The sequence below is a fragment of the Pseudomonas sp. WC2 genome, from assembly GCF_050586545.1.
Lineage (GTDB): Bacteria > Pseudomonadota > Gammaproteobacteria > Pseudomonadales > Pseudomonadaceae > Aquipseudomonas.
Genome location: NZ_JBOBDR010000013.1, coordinates 26,569 through 51,131 on the forward strand (window position 1 = coordinate 26,569; position 24,563 = coordinate 51,131).

General features: G+C 59.6%; 19 protein-coding genes. 11 read left to right on the forward strand and 8 right to left on the reverse strand.

Annotated elements, in window-relative coordinates:
• Positions 1-103: 103 nt before the first annotated feature.
• Positions 104-628 carry a DUF6586 family protein gene (locus ACQ4OE_RS16980; RefSeq protein WP_430947313.1) on the forward strand — a complete coding sequence of 175 codons (525 nt, stop codon included), beginning with the start codon at positions 104-106 and terminating at the stop codon, positions 626-628.
• A 106-nt stretch (positions 629-734) separates the two neighbouring features.
• Entirely contained in the window at positions 735-968 is a 234-nt protein-coding gene (locus ACQ4OE_RS16985) for a hypothetical protein (protein ID WP_003226592.1), read from the forward strand.
• A gap of 95 nt (positions 969-1,063) precedes the next feature.
• On the opposite strand, the gene sulA is transcribed toward ACQ4OE_RS16985, so the two are convergent.
• Positions 1,064-1,537: an SOS-induced cell division inhibitor SulA gene (gene sulA / locus ACQ4OE_RS16990; RefSeq protein ID WP_122595423.1), complete on the reverse strand. Its 474-nt coding sequence runs from the start codon at positions 1,535-1,537 to the stop codon at positions 1,064-1,066.
• A gap of 10 nt (positions 1,538-1,547) precedes the next feature.
• The gene (gene lexA / locus ACQ4OE_RS16995) at positions 1,548-2,156 is read right to left on the reverse strand and encodes a transcriptional repressor LexA (protein WP_430947314.1); all 609 of its coding nucleotides are present in this window, start codon (positions 2,154-2,156) and stop codon (positions 1,548-1,550) included.
• 229 nt (positions 2,157-2,385) lie between these two features.
• Between lexA and ACQ4OE_RS17000 the strand changes: the two genes are divergently transcribed.
• The 4 genes from ACQ4OE_RS17000 (at position 2,386) to ACQ4OE_RS17015 (ending at position 8,314) form a co-directional block, all read left to right on the forward strand.
• Positions 2,386-3,093 (forward strand): TetR/AcrR family transcriptional regulator, encoded by a 708-nt coding sequence (locus tag ACQ4OE_RS17000; protein ID WP_007910473.1) that lies wholly within the window; start codon positions 2,386-2,388, stop codon positions 3,091-3,093.
• Between the two features lie 169 nt (positions 3,094-3,262).
• Positions 3,263-4,261: a beta-N-acetylhexosaminidase gene (gene nagZ / locus ACQ4OE_RS17005; RefSeq protein WP_430947409.1), complete on the forward strand. Its 999-nt coding sequence runs from the start codon at positions 3,263-3,265 to the stop codon at positions 4,259-4,261.
• 12 nt (positions 4,262-4,273) lie between these two features.
• Complete coding sequence (locus ACQ4OE_RS17010) at positions 4,274-5,011, forward strand: S-methyl-5'-thioinosine phosphorylase (protein WP_122595427.1); 738 nt, start codon at positions 4,274-4,276, stop codon at positions 5,009-5,011.
• 9 nt (positions 5,012-5,020) lie between these two features.
• Positions 5,021-8,314, forward strand: a complete 3,294-nt coding sequence (locus ACQ4OE_RS17015) for an SNF2-related protein (RefSeq protein WP_430947315.1) — start codon at positions 5,021-5,023, stop codon at positions 8,312-8,314.
• Positions 8,315-8,438: 124 nt separating this feature from the next.
• On the opposite strand, the gene ACQ4OE_RS17020 is transcribed toward ACQ4OE_RS17015, so the two are convergent.
• Genes ACQ4OE_RS17020 through mfd form a run of 3 tightly spaced genes read right to left on the reverse strand, consistent with a single transcriptional unit; the run spans position 8,439 to position 15,167 of the window.
• Complete coding sequence (locus ACQ4OE_RS17020) at positions 8,439-11,129, reverse strand: DEAD/DEAH box helicase (RefSeq protein WP_430947316.1); 2,691 nt, start codon at positions 11,127-11,129, stop codon at positions 8,439-8,441.
• Between the two features lie 11 nt (positions 11,130-11,140).
• On the reverse strand, positions 11,141-11,707 hold the full coding sequence (locus ACQ4OE_RS17025; protein ID WP_430947317.1) for a CsiV family protein: 567 nt from the start codon (positions 11,705-11,707) through the stop codon (positions 11,141-11,143).
• A 10-nt stretch (positions 11,708-11,717) separates the two neighbouring features.
• Entirely contained in the window at positions 11,718-15,167 is a 3,450-nt protein-coding gene (mfd, locus tag ACQ4OE_RS17030; protein ID WP_430947318.1) for a transcription-repair coupling factor, read from the reverse strand.
• A 354-nt stretch (positions 15,168-15,521) separates the two neighbouring features.
• On the opposite strand from mfd, the gene ACQ4OE_RS17035 reads away from it, so the two are divergent.
• Positions 15,522-16,985 (forward strand): glyceraldehyde-3-phosphate dehydrogenase, encoded by a 1,464-nt coding sequence (locus ACQ4OE_RS17035; RefSeq protein ID WP_122595361.1) that lies wholly within the window; start codon positions 15,522-15,524, stop codon positions 16,983-16,985.
• A 118-nt stretch (positions 16,986-17,103) separates the two neighbouring features.
• Here ACQ4OE_RS17035 and ACQ4OE_RS17040 read toward each other — a convergent pair whose 3' ends face one another.
• Positions 17,104-18,405, reverse strand: coding sequence for an MFS transporter (locus tag ACQ4OE_RS17040; protein ID WP_122595360.1), 1,302 nt, complete (start codon positions 18,403-18,405; stop codon positions 17,104-17,106).
• A gap of 105 nt (positions 18,406-18,510) precedes the next feature.
• Here ACQ4OE_RS17040 and ACQ4OE_RS17045 point away from each other — a divergent pair, with 105 nt between their 5' ends.
• Both ACQ4OE_RS17045 and sthA read left to right on the forward strand, forming a co-directional pair.
• Positions 18,511-19,512, forward strand: a complete 1,002-nt coding sequence (locus ACQ4OE_RS17045) for an FAD:protein FMN transferase (protein ID WP_430947410.1) — start codon at positions 18,511-18,513, stop codon at positions 19,510-19,512.
• A gap of 197 nt (positions 19,513-19,709) precedes the next feature.
• Positions 19,710-21,104, forward strand: a complete 1,395-nt coding sequence (gene sthA / locus ACQ4OE_RS17050) for a Si-specific NAD(P)(+) transhydrogenase (RefSeq protein WP_038362239.1) — start codon at positions 19,710-19,712, stop codon at positions 21,102-21,104.
• Between the two features lie 42 nt (positions 21,105-21,146).
• On the opposite strand, the gene ACQ4OE_RS17055 is transcribed toward sthA, so the two are convergent.
• Both ACQ4OE_RS17055 and ACQ4OE_RS17060 read right to left on the reverse strand, forming a co-directional pair.
• Positions 21,147-21,869 (reverse strand): glycerophosphodiester phosphodiesterase, encoded by a 723-nt coding sequence (locus ACQ4OE_RS17055; RefSeq protein ID WP_007910500.1) that lies wholly within the window; start codon positions 21,867-21,869, stop codon positions 21,147-21,149.
• 14 nt (positions 21,870-21,883) lie between these two features.
• Entirely contained in the window at positions 21,884-22,465 is a 582-nt protein-coding gene (locus ACQ4OE_RS17060) for a PilZ domain-containing protein (protein ID WP_122595358.1), read from the reverse strand.
• 94 nt (positions 22,466-22,559) lie between these two features.
• Between ACQ4OE_RS17060 and ACQ4OE_RS17065 the strand changes: the two genes are divergently transcribed.
• Positions 22,560-23,810 (forward strand): lipoprotein-releasing ABC transporter permease subunit, encoded by a 1,251-nt coding sequence (locus tag ACQ4OE_RS17065; protein WP_430947319.1) that lies wholly within the window; start codon positions 22,560-22,562, stop codon positions 23,808-23,810.
• Positions 23,803-24,501 carry a lipoprotein-releasing ABC transporter ATP-binding protein LolD gene (lolD, locus tag ACQ4OE_RS17070; protein ID WP_122595356.1) on the forward strand — a complete coding sequence of 233 codons (699 nt, stop codon included), beginning with the start codon at positions 23,803-23,805 and terminating at the stop codon, positions 24,499-24,501. The genes ACQ4OE_RS17065 and lolD overlap by 8 nt, the downstream gene beginning before the upstream one ends.
• Positions 24,502-24,563 lie beyond the last annotated feature (62 nt).

Genomic DNA, 24,563 nt, shown 5'->3' on the forward strand with positions numbered 1-24,563 from the left:
GTTTTCATGCGGCCTTTTTGTTTTGTACTTGCGGTGGGATCGGCTGATCCACGACACTGTCCGGCCTGTGTGAAGCAATTATTTCGTTGTGGAGAGCGCCTTCATGGCTCACGAACTCTATACCCGTACCAACCAGAAGATTTATTTCGCCGGCCTGTCGCTGGAAGCCTTGGCTCGTGCTGAAGAAGGGCGGGCGATGAACTCTCTGGCGCTGATTCAGGCCGGGCGTGAATCGGCGTTGTTTCACCTCTACGGCGCCCTGTTGGGCCTTTGCCACGAAATCGCTGGTTTCTACCGTTTGCCACAAGCCAATGCGCCACGTGCAGAGCTACTGCTGACGCGTGAAGTGCTGGAATCGATCGCGATCCCGGAGATGGCGGAAATGATTGAGCTGGCAGGAAATCCGGAAACCTGGCTGGCGAAGTTGCTGGCAGCGCATTCGGCGATGTTCCAACCACCTCGTGTACCGCATAAGCCAAAAGGCGATGTGACGCAGCCATTGATTCAGGCAGTTAATCTGGATGAAGAGGAGGCGCCTGAAGAGTTGAGCCGAGAGGAACTGGAGAGCTGGCGGCAGAACCTCAAGGGCTTGGCCCTCCGGTTCCGCGAAAGCTTGAACGAGTGCTGAGGATGATTGACACGGTGGCAATCTGAAACATGCTGCTGGTCAAGATCCCAAGCGAACCCCGAATGATGTCTATATAATCGCTGCCTTTCGTGGAGAACAGACCTATATGCCAACGTCCTTTCTAGAAATTGTCGAGTTACCAGACGGCCGAATCGAACTGCGCAGGGCTGAGGACGAAGGTTCTCTGGTGACGCTGGATTTCTCCGAGGATGCCAAGGCGTTCCTGCAAGGTCAGCACGTGGAAATTGCTAAAGCCATGTTGAGCGTCGGCGTTCAGATGGCCGGTCGTATGGTCGAAGGCGAGTTCGATAAGGAAGAGGGGCCGCGGGTTCTTCATTGATCCCCATCGGTTTTCTTTTTTGACGCTACCGCTTCAGATCGGCTTCTCTGTCCCTCGAGAAGCCCTGCGCTTCACACAGCGCGCGTAATCAGCAATCAACCCAATCGAATGTTCAGGCTCTGAGCATCGCCCGTGCGTGCGGCGCTGATCAGCTGTTGCCTGGCGTTCGTATTCAATGGGTTGAGCCACGTAACCACGGTGTGACTGCGGCCCAACCGCAGTGCTTCGCACGCCAGTTGCTGAGCACTTTGAGCGCCGCGAGGTTGCAGTAGCAGAATGCGTTCGCGGTTCAGGCCGGCGTCCCGTAACCAGGTCTGAGTCAGGCTGGCGGGTGGCGCAATCAGAGTCAGCCAGCGTGCATCCTGATCTTCGCTGAGTTCGCGAAGGATCGGGGCGAGCAGGTTCAGGCAGTTCCCGGTCGCACCGCGCAGGGACAACTCACTGAATACTTCAGGTTCGGCATTCCATTCGCGCTCGACTACTTCTTTCAGAATCGGCGCCATCGGTTGCGCCAGAAACGCTTCGAATAAAGGCAGTTGTGTTTGCTGAGGTGCGTGTGGGAACTGCATAAAGCCTCCTTTAGCGGCGAATGACGCCGACACTCAAGCCTTCGATCACCAGTTCCTGATCTTTAAGGTCAACTTCGATCGGGGCGAATTCGGGATTCTCGGCAATCAGCCAGACCTTGTTGCCTTCACGCTTGAAGCGTTTGACGGTCACTTCATCGCCGATGCGAGCAACGACAACCTGGCCATTGCGGGCTTCACGTGTGGTGTGAACCGCCAGCAGGTCGCCGTCGAAAATGCCGATGTCCTTCATGCTCATGCCGTGCACGCGCAACAGATAGTCGGCGCGAGGATGGAAGAAGGCTGGGTTGATGTTGCAGGATTCTTCGATGTGCTGCTGGGCGAGGATAGGGGCGCCGGCGGCGACCCGGCCAATGATCGGCAGGGTGGAGTCGTCAGCCTTGGCTTCGAAGCCCGGTATGCGGATGCCCCGGGAAGCACCGGGTGTCATCTCGATCGCACCCTTGCGAGCCAGCGCCTTGAGGTGTTCTTCGGCAGCATTGGGCGATTTGAAACCCAGTTCCTGAGCGATTTCCGCACGGGTCGGCGGGTAGCCGTTGTCTTCGAGGCAACGTTTGATAAAGGCCAGAATCTCGGCTTGGCGTGGCGTCAGCTTTAGCATATTGATCGCTCTGTCTTTTTATACAGTGACTGGGATTATATACAGTGAAACGGTCTTGGCAATGCCCGTTTTTCTGCCTGCCGCCGGACGGTCGGAACAAGCGTTTAATAAAGCGTCGGCCTTGTGTGGTTAAATAGCTGACCGACCATTCCCAAAACGAACCGGCAGGCTTGACAAGGCATAGGCTGAAACGTATGTTTCAAACAAGTGTTTGTCAGGCGGAGTAGCCATGGCCCAGTCGGAAACCGTTGAACGCATTCTTGATGCTGCCGAGCAGTTGTTCGCGGAGAAAGGTTTTGCTGAAACCTCATTGCGTTTGATCACCAGCAAGGCTGGCGTCAACCTGGCAGCGGTGAACTATCACTTCGGTTCGAAGAAAGCGCTGATTCAGGCAGTGTTCTCGCGCTTCCTCGGGCCGTTCTGCATCAGCCTCGATAAAGAGCTTGAGCGGCGTCAGGCCAAGCCTGAAAACAAGCCGACGCTTGAAGAGTTGCTGGAAATCCTCGTCGAGCAGGCCCTGGTGGTTCAACCTCGCAGCGGCAACGACCTGTCTATCTTCATGCGGTTGCTTGGTCTGGCATTCAGCCAGAGTCAGGGCCACTTGCGTCGCTACCTGGAAGACATGTACGGCAAAGTGTTCCGCCGTTACATGCTGCTGGTCAACGAAGCCGCGCCACGCATTCCCCCGATCGAGTTGTTCTGGCGCGTGCACTTCATGCTCGGCGCCGCGGCATTCAGCATGTCCGGCATCAAGGCGTTGCGTGCGATTGCCGAAACCGATTTCGGCGTCAACACCTCCATCGAACAAGTGATGCGCCTGATGGTGCCGTTTCTCGCCGCTGGCATGCGCGCTGAAACCGGTGTCACCGATGCGGCCATGGCCACCGCGCAACTGCGTCCGCGCAGTAAATCAACGCCGGTCGCCGCCAAGGTTTAACCGCGCACGGGTGGGCGCGGCTGCTTGTATCCGCTAAGCTAGCCGCCCATGCCGACTCACGTTCTGAACCCGATCTCCATAGCAATTGCCGACCTGCCGAGCATGGCTCACGGTAGCGATTTGCTGCGGATCGGGTTTTCGTTTTCAAGGAATCTCTATGACTGCTGGCCTGCAAGGCTCGTTGATGGTGGACGTCGCCGGTACCTGGCTGACGGCTGAAGATCGCCAATTGTTGCGTCAGCCCGAAGTGGGCGGCCTGATCATTTTTGCCCGCAACATCGAGCATCCGCGCCAGGTGCGTGAACTCAGTGCATCGATTCGCGCGATCCGCCCGGATCTGCTGCTGGCCGTCGATCAAGAGGGCGGCCGCGTGCAGCGTCTGCGTCAGGGCTTCGTGCGTCTGCCAGCCATGCGCGCTATCGCCGATAACCCGAATGCCGAATACCTCGCCGAGCAATGCGGCTGGATCATGGCCACCGAAGTGCTGGCGGTCGGCCTCGACCTGAGCTTCGCCCCGGTGCTCGATCTGGATTACCAGCGTAGTGCCGTCGTCGGCACCCGTGCGTTCGAAGGCGATCCCGAGCGCGCCGCGTTGCTCGCCGGTGCATTTATTCGCGGCATGAACAGCGCCGGCATGGCCGCCACAGGTAAGCACTTTCCTGGCCACGGCTGGGCCGAAGCCGATTCTCACGTCGCAATCCCGAATGACGAGCGCAGCCTCGACGAGATCCGTGCCAACGACCTCGTGCCCTTCGCCAAACTCAGCAAACAACTGGCCGCGATCATGCCGGCGCACGTCATTTATCCGCAGGTGGATTCGCAGCCAGCCGGTTTCTCCCGGCGCTGGTTGCAGGACATCCTGCGCGGCGAATTGCAGTTCGACGGCGTGATCTTCAGCGATGACCTGTCGATGGCCGGTGCCCACGTGGTCGGCGACGCCGCCAGCCGCATCGAAGCCGCGCTGACTGCCGGTTGCGACATGGGCCTGGTGTGCAACGACCGCGCCGCAGCCGAACTGGCCCTTAGCGCCGTGCAACGCATGAAGGTCAAGCCATCCGCCCGCATCGCCCGTATGCGCGGCCAGGCATTCGCCAGCACCGATTACCGTCAGGATCCGCGCTGGCTCACCGCCATCGGCGCGCTCAAAGACGCTCAACTGATCGATTAAGGATTTTTCGTTATGACGGTTTACGCAATCATCGGTGGCACCGGCCTGACTCAACTCGAAGGCTTGACCATTCGCCAATCGCTGGCGGTCGACACACCCTATGGCGCGCCATCGGCCGACGTGCAAATTGGCGAATACGCCGGCAAGGAAGTGCTGTTCCTCGCCCGTCACGGCCACCCGCATCGCTTCCCGCCGCACAAGGTCAACTACCGCGCCAACCTGTGGGCGTTGAAACAGGCCGGCGCCGAAGCAATCATCGCGGTGAATGCGGTGGGCGGCATTCATTCGGCCATGGGCACCGGACATTTCTGTGTGCCACACCAGATCGTCGACTACACCAGCGGCCGCGAGCACACCTTTTTCGCTGATGACCTGGAGCACGTCACCCACATTGACTTCAGCTTTCCCTACAGCGAACCGCTGCGTCAGCAACTGATTGCCGCCGTGGCCGCTGAAGGCTGCGAGTACAGCGATCAGGGCGTTTACGCCTGCACCCAGGGTCCGCGTCTGGAGACGGTCGCCGAGATCGTGCGTCTGGAGCGTGACGGCTGCGACATCGTCGGCATGACCGGCATGCCGGAAGCGGCACTGGCCCGTGAGCTGGATCTGGATTACGCCTGTCTGGCGCTGGTGGTGAACCCGGCGGCGGGCAAGACCACGCAAGTGATCACCATGACTGAGATCGAGCAGGCGTTGCATGACGGGATGGGCAAGGTGAAATCGGCGTTGGCGCGGGTGCTGGCTGGCTAAGGACTGCCCATGAGCATTCTCATCGAACAGCTTAAGTCGTTGGCCTGGACCCGGGCATTCACAAGCGGTGCGCTGGCCAAGGCGCGGGCTTATGCCGCCGATGATCGGGTAGAGATCATCGAGATCGATGACAGAAGGATTGAGGCGTTCTGCGTCGGTTCGGAAGATCAGGCGTATGAACAAACCATTTACCTGTCCGAAGATCGGCGGGGTTCCGTCGACTTGCGCTGCTTGTGCACCTGTCCTGTCTCAATCGACTGCAAGCACTGCGCTGCGGTGCTCTATCACCTGCAGGGCAGTGATCATGAGGCGTCTGAAAGTGACGCATCGATCCCGTTGGGTCGGGCGCTGGAACATTGGCTTTCGACCATCCCCGTGCCGGCCAAACCCGCCGAGGAAGGCGCGCAAACCGCAGGCACGCGCCTGTTTTACAAGCTCAAGCCAACGTCAGTGAGCGGCAAGTGGCTGCTCGATATCTTCAAGGTCTCCCAGCTCAAGAGCGGCGAGTTACGCGAAGTCAAACCGATGTATTCGCTGGCGGAAATGCTCATGCGTCAGCCCGGTTACCTGTCCGAGCTGGACCTGCGCGTCGCCAGGCTGCTGGTTGCCATGCACTCTCACCACGCCTATTACAGCGGCTATCCGCTGGAAGGCAGCAGCGGCGCCGAACTGCTGGAAATGCTTTTGCGCACCTCGCGGCTGTTCCTTGATTTCGAGGATCTGCAACCGTTGGTGTTGGGTGCGAAGCGCATCGGCCAGTTCGCATGGGCCGAGCAGGCCGACGGCGGGTTCCGCGGGCAGTGGAGCAGTGCCGAGGCTGCGCAGGAGACCGTGCTGGCGCTGGAGCCGCTGTATTATCTGGATCGTGAACAGCGGCAGATTGGCCCTCTGTTCAATGAATTGGACGAGAAACTGGCCAGCCATTTGACGCTGGCGCCGAACGTTCCGGCGCGTCAGGCCATGCAGTTCAGCCATCGCATGAGTGTGGCAACGAGAGTCCCGCCGCCACACCAACTGACCGAACGAATCATCGACGACGTACTCCCGCAGCCACAGCTGATCCTCGTCAGCGGTCGTGAGCGCTCGCGCTGGGAATACGTTCTGGAGCACCGCGCCGTTCTGGTGTTTACCTACAACGGCCAGCCGACGGTGGATCGCAATCCGGAAGTGATGATCCTCAACGGTACCGAAACCCAGCGCATTCAACGCCAGCCTGCGGTGGAAAAGCAGCTGCGCCAGATCCTGCAAAAGCACGGCTTCAAGAAAGCCACGCGCAAGAGCTCGCTGGATCGTCCCGGCGAGATGTTCACGTTGGCGGATGATTCCACTTGGCTCGGGTTTATGCACGAAGGGCTTGCCACGTTGCGCGCCTCGAACTGGCAAGTCGAGTTCAGTCCCGGCTTTCATTTCGATGTGCAACCGGTTGAACATTGGTACGCCGAGGTCGAGGAAGAGGCTGGGCATCAGTGGTTTGATTTGCAGTTGGGTATCGTCGTCAATGGCCAGCGCTACAGTTTGCTGCCGATCCTTCTGCACTTGTTGCGCACTCAGCCGCGCTTGCTTGACCCGGTCGATCTGGCCCAACGCGGCGATGACGAAAAACTCCTGATCGAACTCAAGCCCAGCGGTTTTGGCGACCCTTCGGGCGCTAAGGTCGCGCTGCCGCTGAGTCGGGTCAAACCGCTGATGGCGACGCTGGGCGAGTTGTACCTGGGCGGTCATCAGGGCGATGCACTGCGCTTGAGTGTCCCGGATGCTGCGCGCTTGAGTATGCTCGATGGCGTGCCGCTGGATTGGCAGGGCGGCGAGCGGCTGCGCACCTTTGCCAAGCGATTGCAGAATTCCAGTCACGCCCACGTCGCTGCGCCGGCCGGCCTTAACGCGCAACTGCGCCCGTATCAGCTCGAAGGCCTTAACTGGATGCAAACCCTGCGCGAGCTTGAAGTCGGCGGCATTCTGGGTGATGACATGGGGCTGGGCAAAACGCTGCAAACCCTGGCGCACCTGCTCACGGAAAAACACGCCGGGCGCCTCGATTGCCCGGCACTGGCGGTGATGCCGACCAGCCTGATTCCCAACTGGCTCGACGAAGCCGAGCGTTTCACCCCGCAGTTGAAAGTATTGGCGCTGCATGGCGCTGGGCGGCAAAAGGATTTCGCTAATCTGGCTGAGTACGATCTGGTGCTGACCACTTACGCGTTGCTGCCGAGGGATCTGGAGATCTTGCAGCCGCAGTCGTGGAGCGTGCTGATTCTCGACGAAGCGCAGAACATCAAGAACCCGCTCAGCAAAGCCGCGCAAGCGGCCCGTGACCTGCAGGCCCGTCAGCGCTTGTGCCTGAGCGGCACGCCAATGGAAAACCACTTGGGCGAGCTATGGTCGCAGTTTCACTTCTTGATGCCGGGTTGGCTTGGCGACAGCAAGTCGTTCAATCGAGATTACCGCACGCCAATCGAGAAGCATGGGAATGTTCAGCGCATGCAGCACCTGACAGCGCGGATCAAGCCGTTTTTGCTGCGCCGCAAAAAGGATCAGGTCGCCACGGAGCTGCCGCCGAAAACCGAGATTGTCCATTGGGTGGATCTCAGCGACGGCCAGCGCGATGTCTATGAAACGGTTCGCGTGGCGATGGACAAAAAAGTCCGCGACGAGATTGCCCGCAGTGGTGTGGCGCGCAGTCAGATCATCATTCTCGATGCCTTGCTCAAGCTGCGCCAGGTTTGTTGCGACTTGCGCCTGATCAACATGCCGATAACAGCAAAGGCACTGCGTTCCGGCAGTGGCAAGCTGGTCAGCCTGATGGAAATGCTTGAAGAGCTGCTCGGCGAAGGTCGCAGAATCCTGCTGTTCTCCCAGTTCACTTCGATGTTGGCCTTGATCGAGGAAGAATTGCAGCAACGGGACATTGCCTATTCGCTGCTGACCGGTGACACCACGGATCGGCGCACGCCGGTCAAGGATTTTCAGGGCGGCAAGGTGCCGTTGTTTCTGATCAGTCTGAAGGCCGGCGGTACCGGTTTGAACCTCACGGCAGCAGATACGGTGATTCACTTCGACCCGTGGTGGAATCCGGCAGTGGAGAATCAGGCCACCGATCGTGCGTATCGAATCGGGCAAAACAACCCGGTATTCGTTTACAAGTTGATTGCTCGTGGCACGGTTGAGGAAAAAATACAGGCGCTGCAGCAGGAGAAGGCGGCGCTGGCCGGGGCGGTGCTTGAGGGTGGCACGACGGGTGGTTGGAAGCTGGAGCAGGGTGACATCGAGGCGTTGTTTGCGCCGTTGCCTGTTTCCAAAGACTGAGCTTCGGTTGCAACCGTTAAACCGAGGTGAGCCATTCGCGAGCAGGCTCGCTCCCACAGTTGGAATGCATTCCCCTGTGGGAGCGAGCCTGCTCGCGAAAGCTATCTAACCAGCACTGCAGCTCTCAACGTTTTTCGAGCTTATCCGGCAACGGCGCAAACAGCGCTTCAATATCATCACTCTGCAACTTCCAGTCCCCGGCCTTGCGCCCATCCAGTACGCCCGCCGCCAAGTCGGATTTTTCCTTCTGCAGATGCTGAATCTTCTCTTCCACCGTGCCCCGGGCAATCATCTTATAGACGAACACCGGTTTCTCCTGACCGATCCGGTACGCACGATCCGTCGCCTGATTCTCGGTCGCCGGGTTCCACCACGGATCATAGTGAATCACCGTGTCCGCCTCGGTCAGGTTCAGACCAACACCACCGGCCTTCAGGCTGATGAGAAAAATCTGACGCTTGCCGCTCTGGAATTCCTTCACCGGCGTGCGCCGATCGCGGGTCTGGCCGGTCAGCAGGGCGTAGGACACGTGACGTTTTTTCAGCTCTTCCTCGATCAATGACAGCATCGAGGTGAATTGCGAAAACAGCAGAATCCGCCGGCCTTCCTCGAACAATTCCTCAAGCATTTCCATCAGGCTGTCGAGCTTGCCCGAGGTGCTGCCGCGAGCGGGCAGGGTGGCATCGTTGACCAGACGCAGATCACAGCAGACCTGACGCAGCTTGAGCAGCGCTTCAAGAATGATGATCTGGCTGCGTGCCACGCCTTTGCGGGTGATCTCGTCGCGGACTTTCTTGTCCATCGCCAAGCGCATGGTTTCGTACACATCACGTTGCGCTTCGTTGAGATCGACCCAATGGATGATCTCGGTTTTCGGTGGCAACTCGGTGGCGACCTGCTCTTTGGTCCGGCGCAGCAAGAACGGTTTTATCCTACCGTTGAGGTGCTGAAGTCTGACTTCGCTGCCGCGTTTTTCAATCGGCACGCGGTAATCGGCGTTGAAGCTTTTTACGTCGCCGAGCCAGCCCGGCAGCAGGAAGTGAAACAGCGACCACAGCTCGCCCAAGTGGTTTTCCAATGGCGTACCGCTGAGGCATAGGCGCTGGCGTGCATTGAGCTCGCGCGCGGCTTGGGCGGCTTTGCTGTTGGGGTTCTTGATGTACTGCGCTTCGTCCAGCACCAACACATGCAACGGCTGCTTGGCCAGACGCTCGACGTCCTTGGGCAGCAGCGCGTAGGTGGTGAGGATCAGGTCGAAATCGGCCAGATTGTCGAAATGCTTTTTACGAGTGGCACCGTACAGCGCAACCACTTTTAGTTGCGGCGTGAAGTGCGCAGCCTCATCGAGCCAGTTCGGAATCAGACTGGTCGGCATCACCACCATGCACGGTCGATCGAGGCGTCCGGCGATTTTCTCACTGAGAATATGCGCCAGGGTCTGTAGGGTTTTACCCAAACCCATGTCGTCCGCGAGAATCCCGCCGACCTCCAGTTGTCGCAGCGATTGCATCCAGCTCAAGCCTTCGAGCTGATACGGGCGCAGCGTCGCGTTCAAGCCTTCCGGCGCTTCAGCGCTGAAATCACGGATGTCGCGCAGGCGCTGAGCAAACGTGCGGATCTGCTCGCCGCCCTCCCACAGCAGCGGCAGGCCTTCAAGCGAGTTGAGCCGCGTGGCATCAGCCTTGCTCAAGCGCAGCGTGGTTTCGCCCGGCTCCTGCAGATAAAACTCGCCAAGCGTCATCAATACCGGCTTCAAGCGCCCCAGTGGCAGAGCCACCTGCAACGGTCCATGCTCGCTGTTGCGCTGCGGAATATTGACCAGAATCAGCTCGTCATCGCGGCGCCGCGCCAGGCGTTCCGGATTGAGGATTTCCGCGTGCGAGCGCATCAGATTGAGCAGGATCGGCAGCAGACTCAGGCGCTCGCCGTTGACGATGATCCCCAGTTCCAGATCAAACCAGTCACGTTCCGGCGCCTGTTCGACCGTGGCGTACCAGTCATCCACAGCGGTCAGGTCAAAGCCGAACTCTTCGTCGATCTGTAATTCCCAACCCTGCGTTCGCAGTTTCGGCAAATCGTTGAGGGTAAACGTCAGCCAGGCGCTGTCATTGACCATCTCGTACAGCTCGCCGGCGCTTTCCGGCAATGCTTTGCTCTGGCGAGTGGCGATGCGAAAGCCGAGGATTCTTAACTGTTCGCGGTAGGACTGTTCGACTTCCGGGTGACGTTTTATCCGCAGCGTCTGGGTTTCCTGACGGATCAGGATGTCGCTGTTTTTCTGCCCGCTGACGTATTCATCCAGATAACTGAACGACAACGCTGCGCGGTGCTGAATGTAACGCTGCATCTTGCCGTTGCGCGGTTCGAAGGCGCTGAACTCGACGCTGGCCAGCCACAGGCGCGGCATCGGCTGCACGTTATCGACCAGCACTTGCGGCGGGGCTTTCGGGCCACGGTTTTCCAGTACGGCTTGAAGTTTCTCCAGCAGCTCGGCGTCTTTGGCGGCGGCGGGGTAATCGAGGGTTTCCTGCACTTTCAGCAGGACGGCGGCGCAGTGTTTGCAATTGGTGCGCACCGGGCAGGTGCAGCCGGCATCCACCAGCAATAAAGTGCCTTTGGCCGACTCGCGCAGGTGAATAGTCTGACGGTAAACGTTACCGCCAGAGCCTTCGCAACTGGCGGTGATCGTTGCATCGCCGACTTGCGCTATGCGTACCCGGTTTTCCAGGGCGTAGCGACGGCCACGCTCCAGGCTCTGCTCCTTGAATCGGCTGACCCAGGAGGGCGCCAACGGTTTGCTCAGCGGCGGGTTCATAAGGACTTCGATCAGTCCGGAATGGCTTCAGGCGCTTCCCGTGGTGCAGGCGCGGTCAGGGACGTGATCTTGATCAGCAGGGCCAGATGGCCGTTGTCGAGATAGTTGAGTTGGCCGTTCTTGGTGTGGCTGTCCTGTTTCAGGCGCTCGCTGGCGGTGACCATGCCATTGGCGTCGATCTGATTGACCCAGAAGTCGGCGTTCACGTCGGTGAAACGGCCGAGCTTCATCTGCAGCGTGCCCTCGATCGGGAATTGGCCGAATTGCTCCTGACCGTCGCTGACGGCGACTTTGGCGGGCGTCTCACCCAGGGTTTGCTGCCAAGCCTTGTGCAACAGCACGCTGTAGTCGCCGCTGGCGGTGAGTTTGGTCACGACGTCATTCAGCGCTGGCGTGCGCTTGCTGTCATCGCCCAGGCGCTGGGCCCCGGCGGCCCAGTCTTCCGGCGCGGCGCGGCTGACGATGGCCGGCACGGCGTTCTGGCGCACCAGAATCATTTCGACCTGATACAGGTCATCGGCAAAAACCGAAGGGGCTACCAAAGCAAGTAGCAAAGTTACCGAGCGGAACAGGCGCATTGGGCGTCCTTCAAACAGATTTCGGGAGGAGGCGCTCAAACAGCGCCTCTACAGTATTAAAGCGCTCTTCCGGCCGTTCCATCGGAACCTGGAACTTGAACATCGTCGCACCTTCGAATTTGTAGCGTTTGGGCTGGCTCTGGATCAGCTTGATCAGCGTCATCGGGTCGACCGGTGTCTGCGCTTCAAACTCGATGCGCCCACCCTGTGGCCCGCCGTCGACTTTCTTGATGCCCAATTGCTCAGCCTGCAACTTCAGCGCGGTGATGCGCACCAGATTTTTCGTCGGTTCCGGCAGCAGACCGAAACGGTCAATCATCTCGACTTGCAGATCCTTCAGGCCTTCCTCATCGGTCGCCGAAGCAATGCGCTTGTACAGAATCAGACGGGCATGAACATCCGGCAGATAGTCTTCCGGAATCAGCGCTGGCACCCGCAGGTTGACCTCGGGTCCACCGCCAAGCGGTTGGTCGAGGTTCGGTTGCTCGCCTTTGCGGATCGACTTGACCGCGCGCTCGAGCATTTCCATGTACAGCGTAAAACCGACGGCTTGAATCTGCCCGCTCTGGCCATCGCCAAGCAGTTCGCCGGCACCACGGATTTCCAGGTCGTTGGTCGCTAGCACGAAGCCGGCGCCAAGATCCTGGGTATTGGCAATCGCCTCCAGACGCTTTTCCGCGTCCGAAGTGATTTGCTGGCGCGGCGGCGTCAGCAAGTAGGCGTAAGCCTGGTGGTGACTGCGGCCGACACGACCACGCAACTGGTGCAGTTGCGCCAGGCCGAATTTGTCGGCGCGCTCAATGATGATGGTGTTGGCGCTCGGCACGTCGATGCCGGTCTCGATGATGGTCGAGGCGATCAATACGTTGAAGCGCTTGTGATAGAAGTCGCTCATCACCTGTTCGAGTTCGCGCTCGCGCATCTGCCCGTGACCGATACCGATGCGGGCTTCCGGTACCAGTTCGGCAAGGTCGGCGGCGCATTTCTCGATGGTTTTCACATCGTTGTGCAAGTAGTAAACCTGGCCGCCGCGCAGCAGTTCGCGGAGCAGGGCCTCTTTGACCGTGCTCTTGTTCTGCTCCATGACGAAGGTGCGCACCGACAGGCGTCGCGCCGGCGGTGTGGCGATGATCGACAGATCGCGCATGCCCGACACCGCCATGTTCAGCGTGCGCGGAATCGGAGTGGCGGTCAGTGTGAGGATGTCGACTTCGCTGCGCAGGGCTTTGAGCTGTTCTTTCTGGCGCACACCGAAGCGGTGTTCTTCGTCGATGATCACCAGCCCGAGATTTTTGATTTTCACGTCATCGGACAGCAGTTTGTGCGTGCCGATGACGATGTCGATCTTGCCTTCCGCCAGATCGGCGATCGCGGCAGTCACTTCCTTGGCCGATTTGAAGCGGCTCATCACTTCCACGGTCACCGGCCAGTCGGCGAAGCGGTCGCGGAAGCTGTTGTAGTGCTGCTGGGCGAGCAGGGTGGTCGGCACCAGAATCGCCACTTGGCGGCCACCGTGTACGGCGATGAACGCCGCACGCATGGCCACTTCGGTCTTGCCGAAACCGACGTCGCCACAGACCAGTCGATCCATCGGTTTTGGCGCGAGCATGTCTTCGCGCACGGCTTCGATGGTGGATTGCTGGTCCGGAGTTTCTTCGAACGGGAAACCGGCGCTGAAGGTCGCGTAATCGGCTTTCGGATCGGCGAAAGCGTAACCTTCGCGAGCGGCGCGACGGGCGTAAATGTCGAGCAGTTCAGCGGCGACGTCACGCACTTGTTCGGCGGCTTTGCGCTTGGCTTTCTGCCACGTCTCGGAGCCGAGGCGGTGCAGCGGGGCCAGCGAGTCGTCGCTACCGGTGTAGCGGGCGATCAAGTGCAGGTTGGCCACCGGCACGTAGAGCTTGGCGGCCTCGGCGTATTCCAGGGTGAGGAATTCGGCGGCCTGATTATCGATTTCCAGAATCGTCAGACCGAGGTAGCGACCTACGCCGTGATCGATGTGCACCACCGGCGCGCCTTCGCGCAGCTCGGTGAGGTTCTTGATCACCGCGTCATTGCTGACGTCGCTGCGTTTTTCGCGACGACGGCGTTGCATCACGCGCTGACCGAACAGCGGACTCTCCGCGACCAGGGCCAGCGCCGGCTCGTCGAGCATCAGGCCTTCGTCGAGCGGGGCAATGGTGATTGCCAGGCGATCCTTGCTCGCGACGAAGTCCGGCCAGCTGTCGACGGTCTTCGGTCGCAGCTTCAGGCGTTCGAGCAACTCCAGCAGGACTTCGCGACGGCCGGCGGATTCGGCGGTGAACAGCACGCGCCCGGGGAACTCATCAAGGAACCCAGCCAGTGCTGCCAGCGGTTGTGTGGCTTTCGCTTCGATCGCCAGATCCGGCAGGGCCTGCGCGGGGAAGCGCTCGCGACCGGCGCCGCTTTCCACGTCTTGCTGACTGGCAACCACGCGCGGCCAGCTCTTCAGTCGGGCGAAGCAATCTTCCACCGGCAAGAACAATTCCGCCGGTGGCAATAAAGGACGCGATGGATCGACGCGGCGTTCTTCATAACGATTGCGCACGTCGTTCCAGAAGTTTTCCGCCGCTTGCTCGATGCCCGGCAGCGAGAACACCTGCGTGTCCTGCGGCAGGTAATCGAACAGGGTCGAGGTTTCGTCGAAGAACAGCGGCAGGTAGTACTCGATACCCGCCGGGGTAATCCCGCTGCTCAAGTCCTGGAAGATCGGGCAGCGCCGGAAGTCGACGTCGAAACGTTCGCGGAACCGCGCCTTGAAGCGAGTGACCGCGTCTTTCTGCAGTGGGAACTCGCGGGCCGGCAGCAGCTTGACCGAGTCGACCTTGTCGATGGAGCGCTGGTTTTCCGGGTCGAAGGTGCGCAGGGTCTCGATTTCGTCATCGAACAGGTCGATGCGATACGGCAACTTGCTGCCCATCGGGAACAGGTCGATCAGCGCGCCACGCACGGTGAACTCCCCGTGCTCGTAGACGGTGTCGACATAGCGATAGCCACTGGCTTCGAGTCGGGAACGCATCTGCTCGACATCGAGTTTCTGGCCGACATCCAGCACCAGACTGCTGCCGAGCAGGAATTTGGTCGGCGCCAAGCGGTGCAACGCCGTGGTGATCGGCACCACCAGCACGCCATGTTCCAGCTCCGGCAGCCTATATAAGCTGGCGATGCGCTGGGAAATGATGTCCTGGTGCGGCGAGAACAGGTCGTAGGGCAGGGTTTCCCAGTCGGGGAAATGCAGAACGGGCAAATCCGGGGCGAAGAAACTCAGCTCCTGTTCCAGTCGTTCAGCGCTTTGGCTGTCGGCGGTCAGTAGCAGGGTGAAGCGCTTGGCAGCGCTGGCAGCCTCGGCAACCGCCAGGCTGAGGGCAGCACCGGGCAAATTGCCCCAATGCTGTTTACCTGCTTCGGCAGGGAGTAGCGGTAGACGCAGAACGGGCACGGAAGGTTGAGCTCCAGGCTTTGCGACAAAGTCGGTAATTGTAGCGGCGTCCGGTACTGCCTGTCAGTTGCAGACTGCGTCTATCTTCGTGGTTTTGGCGAAATGTAGTGGTAACCATAAAAACCAACGGTTTTTTAGCGATTATGTAGTGCCGAAAGTGGGTGGTGTTACGGAGGGTTACAGACATCGTCTAACAGTCGTCGGAAAATTGACTGCGCTGGAAGCCGCGTATTTACTGGGCTGCAGAGAGGCACAATTTTTTCGAAAGGAATTTTGTTACCGGTTGCGCGACAAGCGCGCATTGCTGAATGAGCTTGTCGGCGGCATAATGTAGCCCCTTTTTTCTGCCCCTACATGTGGAAGGTTACCGTGACTCAGAAGCCCGACCAGTGTCTTGGTGAATGGATCGACCGTGAAGCACTCGCAGAAGCGATGATCCCGCTTATCGGTCAGCTCTACCGCAATAACAACGTGGTGAGCTCTATCTATGGCCGCAGCCTGATCAACCAGTCTGTCATCGCGATTCTCAAAGCCCACCGCTTTGCGCGCCACCGTTCTTCCGACGACAGCGAACTCTCCGTCCACGAAACATTCCCACTGCTCAAGGCCATGAGCGAGCTCAAGCTCGGCGCGGCTTCGGTAGATCTGGGCAAGTTGGCGTTCAAATTCCGCAACGAAGGCAATGGCCGCAGCGCCGAGCAATTCGTTCGTGAAGAAATGGCTGACGTGGTTGGTCAGCAAAATGCTTCCGCACGTAAAGGCACTGACGTTGTGCTGTACGGCTTCGGTCGTATCGGCCGTCTGCTGGCGCGCATCCTGATCGAGAAAACCGGTGGTGGCGACGGTCTGCGTCTGCGTGCCATCGTCGTGCGTAAAGGCGCCGAAAACGACCTGACCAAACGCGCCAGCCTGCTGCGCCGCGATTCGGTACACGGTTCGTTCAACGGCACCATTACCATCGACGAAGAAAACAACACCATCACCGCCAACGGTAACCTGATCCAGGTGATCTACGCGAAGAACCCGACTGAGGTGGATTACACCCAGTACGGCATCAAAGACGCGCTGCTGGTGGACAACACCGGTGTATGGCGTGACGCTGATGGTCTGGGTCAGCACCTGGCCTGCCCGGGTATCGACCGCGTTGTTCTGACCGCGCCTGGCAAAGGCAAGCTGAAGAACATCGTTCACGGTATCAACCACAACGAAATCACCGCTGACGACAAGATCGTGTCTGCCGCTTCCTGCACCACCAACGCCATCGTGCCGGTGCTGAAGGCTGTGAATGACAAGTTCGGCATCATCAACGGTCACGTCGAAACCGTTCACTCGTACACCAACGACCAGAACCTGATCGACAACTTCCACAAGGGCGATCGCCGTGGCCGTAGCGCCGCGCTGAACATGGTGATCACCGAGACCGGTGCTGCCACCGCTGCTGCCAAGGCCCTGCCTGAGCTGGCCGGCAAGCTGACTGGTAACGCGATCCGTGTTCCGACGCCGAACGTGTCGATGGCCATTCTCAACCTCAACCTTGAGAAAGCCGCTACCCGTGAAGAGATGAACGAGTACCTGCGCTACATGGCGCTGCACTCTGATCTGCACAAGCAAATCGACTTCGTCAATTCCCAGGAAGTGGTTTCGACCGACTTCGTTGGCTCGCGCCACGCTGGTGTCGTCGACGCTGAAGCGACCATCGTTCAGGATAACCGCGTTGTTCTGTACGTCTGGTACGACAACGAGTTCGGTTACAGCTGCCAGGTGGTTCGCGTGATGGAAGACATGGCTGATGTAAATCCGCCAGCGTTCCCGCGCTAAGCCTTAGCTGCACATGAAAACGCCCCGACTTTGGTCGGGGCGTTTTTGTTTGTGGCGTGATCGTTCCCATGCAGAGCGTGGGAACGATCGCGTGTAGGAGCCTGCTCGCGAAAGCGTTCTATCGAGCGCCGCCGGGTATGGCGGCCTGCGCCGTGCGCAGTTCATGTTTATTGCCACGAAACAACACCAGAGTGGCAATCAAACCCAACACCGCCGCGCCACTCAGCCAGATCCCCGGCGCAGCCTTGTTATCCAGCACATGAATCAGATACGTACACGCCGCCGGGGTAAACCCGCCGAAGGTTGCCGTCGCCAGGCTGTAGGCCAGCGAGAATCCGGTCGTGCGCACCTCCACCGGCATGATCTCGGTCAGCGCCACCACCATCGCGCCGTTGTACGAACCGTAGAGGAACGACAACCATAACTCGACGATCAGCAAATGGCTGAAGCTCGGATTCGCCACCAGCCACGACAGGGCAGGGTAGGCGGTCAGAATCGCCAGAATCGTCGCCGCGAGCAGTAGGGGTTTGCGTCCGATCTTGTCGGACACCGCGCCCATCACCGGCAACCAGAAGAAGTTCGACAGACCAATACACACCGTCACCAGCAACGCATCGAAGTCCGACAAATGCAGCTCAGCCTTGCCGAAGGTCGGGGTGTACGCGGTGATCAGGTAGAAAGACACCGTGGTCATCACCACCAACGCCATGCCGGCGATGACGATGCCAAAGTTCTGACCGATCGAGCGGACGATTTCCCGCAGGGTAGGGCGATGTTTCCGTGCCTGGAATTCCGGGGTCTCTTCCAGCGAACGGCGAATGACGAAGATCACCGGCACAATCATGCAGCCGATCAGGAACGGCACGCGCCAGCCCCAGTCGCCCATTTGTTCCGGACTGAGCCAGTGGTTGAGGCCGACGCCGAGCAGTCCGGCGAATACGACTGCCGCTTGTTGGCTGGCAGACTGCCAACTGACGAAAAAACCCTTGCGACCCGGAGTGGCGATTTCTGCCAGATAAACCGATACACCGCCCAGTTCGACGCCCGCTGAGAAGCCTTGCAGCAGTCGACCAAACAGCACGAGCAATGGCGCGGCAACACCGAGGGTGGCATAACCCGGAACACAGGCAATCAGCACGGTGCCGGCAGCCATCAATGCCAGCGTGATGATCAAACCTTGGCGACGACCGTGACGGTCAATATAGGCGCCGAGGAAAATCGCCCCCAACGGACGCATCAGGAAGCCAGCGCCAAAGGTCGCCAGCGATAGCATCAGGGAGGCGAAAGCGCTGTCAGTCGGGAAGAAGGTTTTGGCGATGGCCGTGGCGTAGAAGCCGTAGACCATGAAGTCGAACATTTCGAGAAAGTTGCCGCTGACAACGCGAAAGATCGCTTTGCCTTTGCCCGTGGTGGAGGACATGTTCAGGTACTCACTATTGGATTTTGTATAAAGATGTTGCAGATCCTTTAATTCATAATGGCCGCCGTGGTTTTACGGAGAGATGAATAATTGTTCACTGGACGGATGCTTGGGCTTGTGTTTTTGGCTGGCATGTTGACTGGCTGCGGTAGCGGCGACTCCATGGAAAGCTTCGGCGGACCGACCATGGGTAGCACGTATTCGATCAAGTACGTACGCCACGCAGGGCTTGCCGATTCCGCGCAAGTTCGCAGCGAAGTAGAAGGCATCCTCGGCGAAGTGGATCGACGACTGTCCACCTACCGCAGTGATTCGGACATCGAACGTTTCAACGCCTTGCCTGCAAACCGTTGTCAGAAAATGCCCGCATCGGTGCTCGAATTGATCCGTGTCGGCGAGCAGCTGTCAGCGCAAAGCGAAGGCTCCTACGACCTCACTGTCGAGCCGTTGATGAACCTTTGGGGTTTCGGCCCGCAAGGTCGTGAGGAGAAAGTCCCTGACTCCAAGGCGCTTGCCGAAGTGATGCAGAGGGTGGGCCGCCAGCATTTGCGCATCAACGGCGATCAGTTGTGCAAAGACGCTGCAGTCGAGGTCGACTTCAATAGCATCGCCGCCGGTTATGCCGTCGACACTATTGCGGCAAGGCTCGATGCTCTGGGCATCCATGACTACTTGGCCGAAGCCACGGGCGAATTAAAGGCCAAAGGCAAAAAGCTCGACGGCTCCCCTTGGCGCATTGCACTGGAAGAACCTCGCGACGATCAGCAAATCGCCGAGCGCATCATTGATGTCGACGGCTACGGCGTTTCCACGTCCGGTGACTACCGCAACTATTTCCTGCAGGACGGTCGGCGCTATTCCCACACCTTCGACGCCCGCACCGGTGCACCCGTCCTACACGACCTGGCGTCAGTCACGGTGATTCATCCTTCAGCGTTGATGGCCGATGGACTATCGACGCTGTTGCTTATTCTCGGCCCCGAAAGGGCTTGGGACTATGCCGAAAAACATGACATTGGTGCATTCTTTGTCATTCGTGCCGATACAGGTTTTGTCGTCCGCACCAACACGGCTTTCGAACGCCTCAGTGGCAAGAAAACTGACTGAGAACAATACGAAAGCTGGCGTTGTAGTGCAGGCAAAAGTAGCCTACGACGCGACCAAGGGTTAATGTGCGCGGCGTTGACGCTTCTATAGACTGTGTCCGGGTTCTTGATTGACCCCCAATTGTTCCTTCGCGCCGCCGTTCGGCGTGATTTAGCCGTAGGTGCTGCTGGCACCGCGGCCTGTTCTGAGGAGTACGCATGGCTGTCTACAACTACGACGTGGTGGTGCTGGGTTCCGGCCCGGCGGGAGAAGGCGCGGCAATGAACGCCGCCAAAGCAGGGCGCAAGGTCGCGATGGTCGACAGCCGTCGCCAGGTCGGCGGCAACTGCACCCACCTCGGTACCATCCCGTCCAAGGCACTGCGTCACTCGGTGCGGCAGATCATGCAGTTCAACACCAACCCGATGTTCCGCGCGATCGGCGAGCCACGCTGGTTCTCCTTCCCGGACGTGTTGAAGAGCGCCGAGAAGGTCATTTCCAAACAAGTCGCTTCTCGCACCGGCTACTACGCCCGTAACCGCGTCGACGTGTTCTTCGGCACCGGCAGCTTCGCTGACGAGCAAACCATTGAAGTGGTCTGCGCCAACGGCGTGGTCGAGAAACTGGTGGCCAAGCACATCATCATCGCCACCGGCTCGCGCCCGTACCGCCCGGCGGACATCGATTTCCACCACCCGCGTATCTACGATAGCGACACCATCCTCAGCCTCAACCACACCCCGCGCAAACTGATCGTTTACGGCGCCGGCGTGATTGGTTGCGAATACGCCTCGATCTTCAGCGGTCTGGGTGTTCTGGTTGAGCTGGTCGACAACCGTGGTCAGTTGCTGAGCTTCCTCGACTCGGAAATCTCCCAGGCGTTGAGCTACCACTTCAGCAACAACAACATCACCGTGCGCCACAACGAAGATTACGATCGCGTTGAAGGCGTCGATAACGGCGTGATCCTGCACCTGAAGTCTGGCAAGAAGATCAAGGCCGATGCCTTGCTCTGGTGCAACGGCCGTACCGGTAACACCGACACGCTGGGTCTGGAAAACATCGGCGTCAAGGTCAACAGCCGTGGCCAGATCGAAGTCGACGAGGCTTACCGCACCTGCGTACCGAACATCTACGGCGCCGGTGACGTGATCGGCTGGCCGAGCCTGGCCAGTGCCGCCCACGACCAGGGCCGTTCGGCCGCTGGCAGCATCGTTGATAACGGTAGCTGGCGTTTCGTGAATGACGTGCCGACCGGCATCTACACCATTCCGGAGATCAGCTCGATCGGCAAGAACGAGCAGGAGCTTACCCAGGCCAAAGTGCCTTACGAAGTCGGCAAGGCGTTCTTCAAGAGCATGGCGCGTGCGCAGATCGCCGGCGAGCCGCAAGGCATGCTGAAAATCCTGTTCCACCGTGAAACCCTGGAAGTGCTGGGCGTTCACTGCTTTGGTTATCAGGCGTCGGAGATCGTCCACATCGGTCAGGCGATCATGAGCCAGCCGGGCGAGTTGAACACCCTGAAGTACTTCGTCAACACGACGTTTAACTACCCGACCATGGCCGAAGCCTATCGGGTAGCGGCGTACGACGGCCTCAACCGGCTTTTTTGACGGGCTCCGGCCGGTGGCCTGAGCCGGCCGGGGAGACCGATTTCAGCAATTCTCGAGCGTGGCAGTGGCCAAACCGGGAAAGTCTGTAATCAGGCTGTCAACGCCGAAGTCGGCGAGTCTGCGCATCAGCGCAGGCTCGTTGACGGTCCACACCGACACATGCAGCCCCTGACGTTGCGCCTTCTGCAGGCGTTCCGGCGTACACAGCGTCCAGTTCAGCGCGAGAATTTCACAGCCATAGCTCGCCGCGACCTTCAACGGGTCGAGCCAGGCGTACTCGGCGACCAACCCCCGCGACACATCCGGCACCAGATCCAGCGCCGCTTTCAGCACCTCCCGCGAACTCGAGGTGATCGTCACCTTGTCGAGCAGGCCATGCCGTTGGGCCATTTCGCGAATCGCCAGCACCGTGGTTGCCGCGCGAGTGCGTGAAGCGCTTTTGACTTCCAGCTGCCAGTGCTCGAAATCACACTTCTCGAACAATTCTTCCAGCGTTGGAATCGGGCACGGCTTGATCCAGCCCGGGCCACCCTTGCGCGCATCGTAGGTCACCAGCTCGGCGGCGGTGTGCTCGACGACTTTGCCGCGTCGTTCGGTGGTGCGCTTGAGGGTCGGGTCGTGGATGACCATCAGCTCGCCGTCCTTGGACAGGTGCAGATCGAGTTCGCAACGGCGCACGCCGTGCTTGAGACATTCCTGAAAGCTGCTCAGGGTGTTTTCCGGTGCTTCGCCCTTGGCGCCGCGGTGGCCGTAAATGAGGGTCACGGTTCTTCCTTAAATTAAATGCCTGATTCGTTCTGTTCGCGGGCCAGACGTCGTTCCTGGGCCTGCTTCTGCAAGATGTAACGGGCAAGCAACTGGCGCTGGGCATCGGTCAAGTGTTCGAACTCGGTGCCGACGTCGTACCCCTCGCCCTTGCGGTCGCAATGAGTGACGCGGGCACGCAGCAACAGGCCCAGCGCTTGCGGCATCAACACCAGTTTCACCGACAGGTGAGCGCCGGCGGCGATGGGCGTCGGGTGCTGAAAGTCGATCCCGCCTTCGGAAATGATCACCGGTTGCGGCTCGCCAATCTGGCCGAGCACGGTCAGGGCGACCACCTGGCTGAGCAGGTCGATGCGTTTGTTCTGGGATTTGAGGAACGCGGCGATGGCCCGGTCGCGCTCGCTGATCTGGCGCAACAGGTGCTGCGACTCGAATTCGCTCAGGTGCAGTTCGCTGAGCAGGTTGAACAGTGGGGAAGCATCCTGCAACACTTCCTGGCCTGCGGCTTCGGGAGCGGACAGGGGCCGAATTTCCAGTGCGATCGTGTCCTCGATACGGTAGTATTCGCGGCGATCTTCTTCATCTAATGTCGACATGGCGAACCCATGGTAGCGGCGGTGGTCTGAGTGTAAAGCTGGTTATCGACCCCCGCCACAAGGACGTTCCTTTTCCCTCCGAACAAGCCCCGACATGTTCAGACCTCTCTTCGTATTTATCGGCACGCGTTATACCCGTGCAAAGCGTCGCAATCATTTTGTGTCATTCATTTCCCTGACTTCGATGATAGGGCTCGCCCTTGGCGTGGTCGTGATGATCGTCGTGCTGTCGGTGATGAATGGCTTCGACCATGAGATGCGTACCCGCGTGCTGGGCATGGTGCCCCACGCGACCATTGAATCGACTGATCCGATCAACGATTGGCAAAGCCTGGCCACCAGGGTCAAGCAGAACCCGCAGGTGACGGCGGTTGCGCCGTTCACCCAGATGCAGGGCCTGCTGACCAACAACGGTCAGGTGTCCAAGGTGTTGCTCAATGCCATCGACCCTGCGCTCGAGCGCAATGTGTCGATCATCGACAACTTCATGAAGCAGGGCAAACTCGACGATTTGACGCCGGGCAGCTTCGGCATCGTCATCGGCGACAAGGCCGCGACCAAGCTGGGCGTCGGCATCGGTGACAAGGTCACCTTCGTCGCGCCGGAGGTCAGCGTGACCCCGGCCGGGATGTTCCCGCGCATGAAGCGCTTCACCGTGGTCGGCATTTTCCATGTCGGCGCTGGCGAACTCGATGGCTATCTGGGCGTCACCAACCTGCACGATCTGGCGAAGATGCACCGCTGGAAGCCTGATCAGGTGCAGGGCATTCGCCTGAAGTTCGACGACCTGTTCCAGGCACCGCGTGTGGCGTGGAACATCGCCCAGCAACTCGGCGAAGATCATTACTACGCCCGCGACTGGACCCGTACTCACGGCAATCTGTATCAGGCGATCCGCATGGAAAAAGCCATGATCGGCCTGCTGTTGCTGCTGATCGTTGCGGTGGCCGCGTTCAACATCATTTCCACGCTGGTGATGGTGGTCAACGACAAGAAGGGCGACATCGCCATTCTGCGCACCTTGGGCGCGACGCCGGGCACGATCATGCGCACGTTCATGGTGCAAGGCACGGTGATTGGCGTGGTCGGCACGGCGATTGGCGCCGTGGTCGGGATTCTTGCCGCACTAAACGTCAGCGCCGCGATCTCGGCACTGGAAGGCCTGATCGGCCACAAATTCCTTAATGCTGACGTGTATTTCATTGATTATCTTCCGTCGCAGGTGCAGAGCCAGGATGTCGTCATGGTCTGCGCGGCGGCGTTGGTTCTGAGTTTCCTCGCCACCCTGTATCCCGCCTGGCGTGCCGCGCGCACCCAGCCGGCGGAGGCGCTACGTTATGAGTGAGTCGGGCATGAGTGAACAAGCAATCTTGAGCTGCCGCAACCTGGGCAAATCCTACGAGGAAGGCCCGGAATCGGTAGAAGTGCTGGCCGGCCTGCAACTGGAGTTGCACCCTGGCGAGCGTGTGGCGATCGTCGGTACCTCAGGTTCGGGCAAAAGTACCTTGCTCAACCTGCTGGGCGGTCTGGACACGCCAACCCAAGGCAGCGTCTGGCTCGACGGTGAAGAGTTGTCGGCCTTGAGCGAGAAGAAGCGCGGCCTGCTGCGTAACCGTTCGCTCGGTTTCGTTTACCAGTTCCACCACCTGCTGCCGGAATTCACCGCACTGGAGAACGTCTGCATGCCGCTGCTGATCGGCAAGACGCCGATCCCGGAAGCCCGTCAGCGTGCCACCGCATTGCTCGAGCGAGTGGGGCTGGGCCATCGTCTGGAGCACAAACCGGCGGAGCTGTCCGGTGGTGAGCGTCAACGTGTGGCCATCGCCCGCGCGCTGGTGAACAAGCCAGGCCTGGTAATGCTCGATGAGCCAACCGGCAACCTCGACTCGCACACCGCGCAAGGCATTCAGGATTTGATGCTGGAACTCAGCACTTCGATGCGCACGGCGTTCCTGGTGGTGACCCACGACATGAACCTGGCCCGCCAGATGGACCGCGTGTTGCACCTTCAAGAAGGCCGCCTCACCCCTATCTGATTGGCCGAAACCCGACGCCTGTAAAGGCGTCGGGTCTTTTATTTTTATACGGTGCCCCAGCG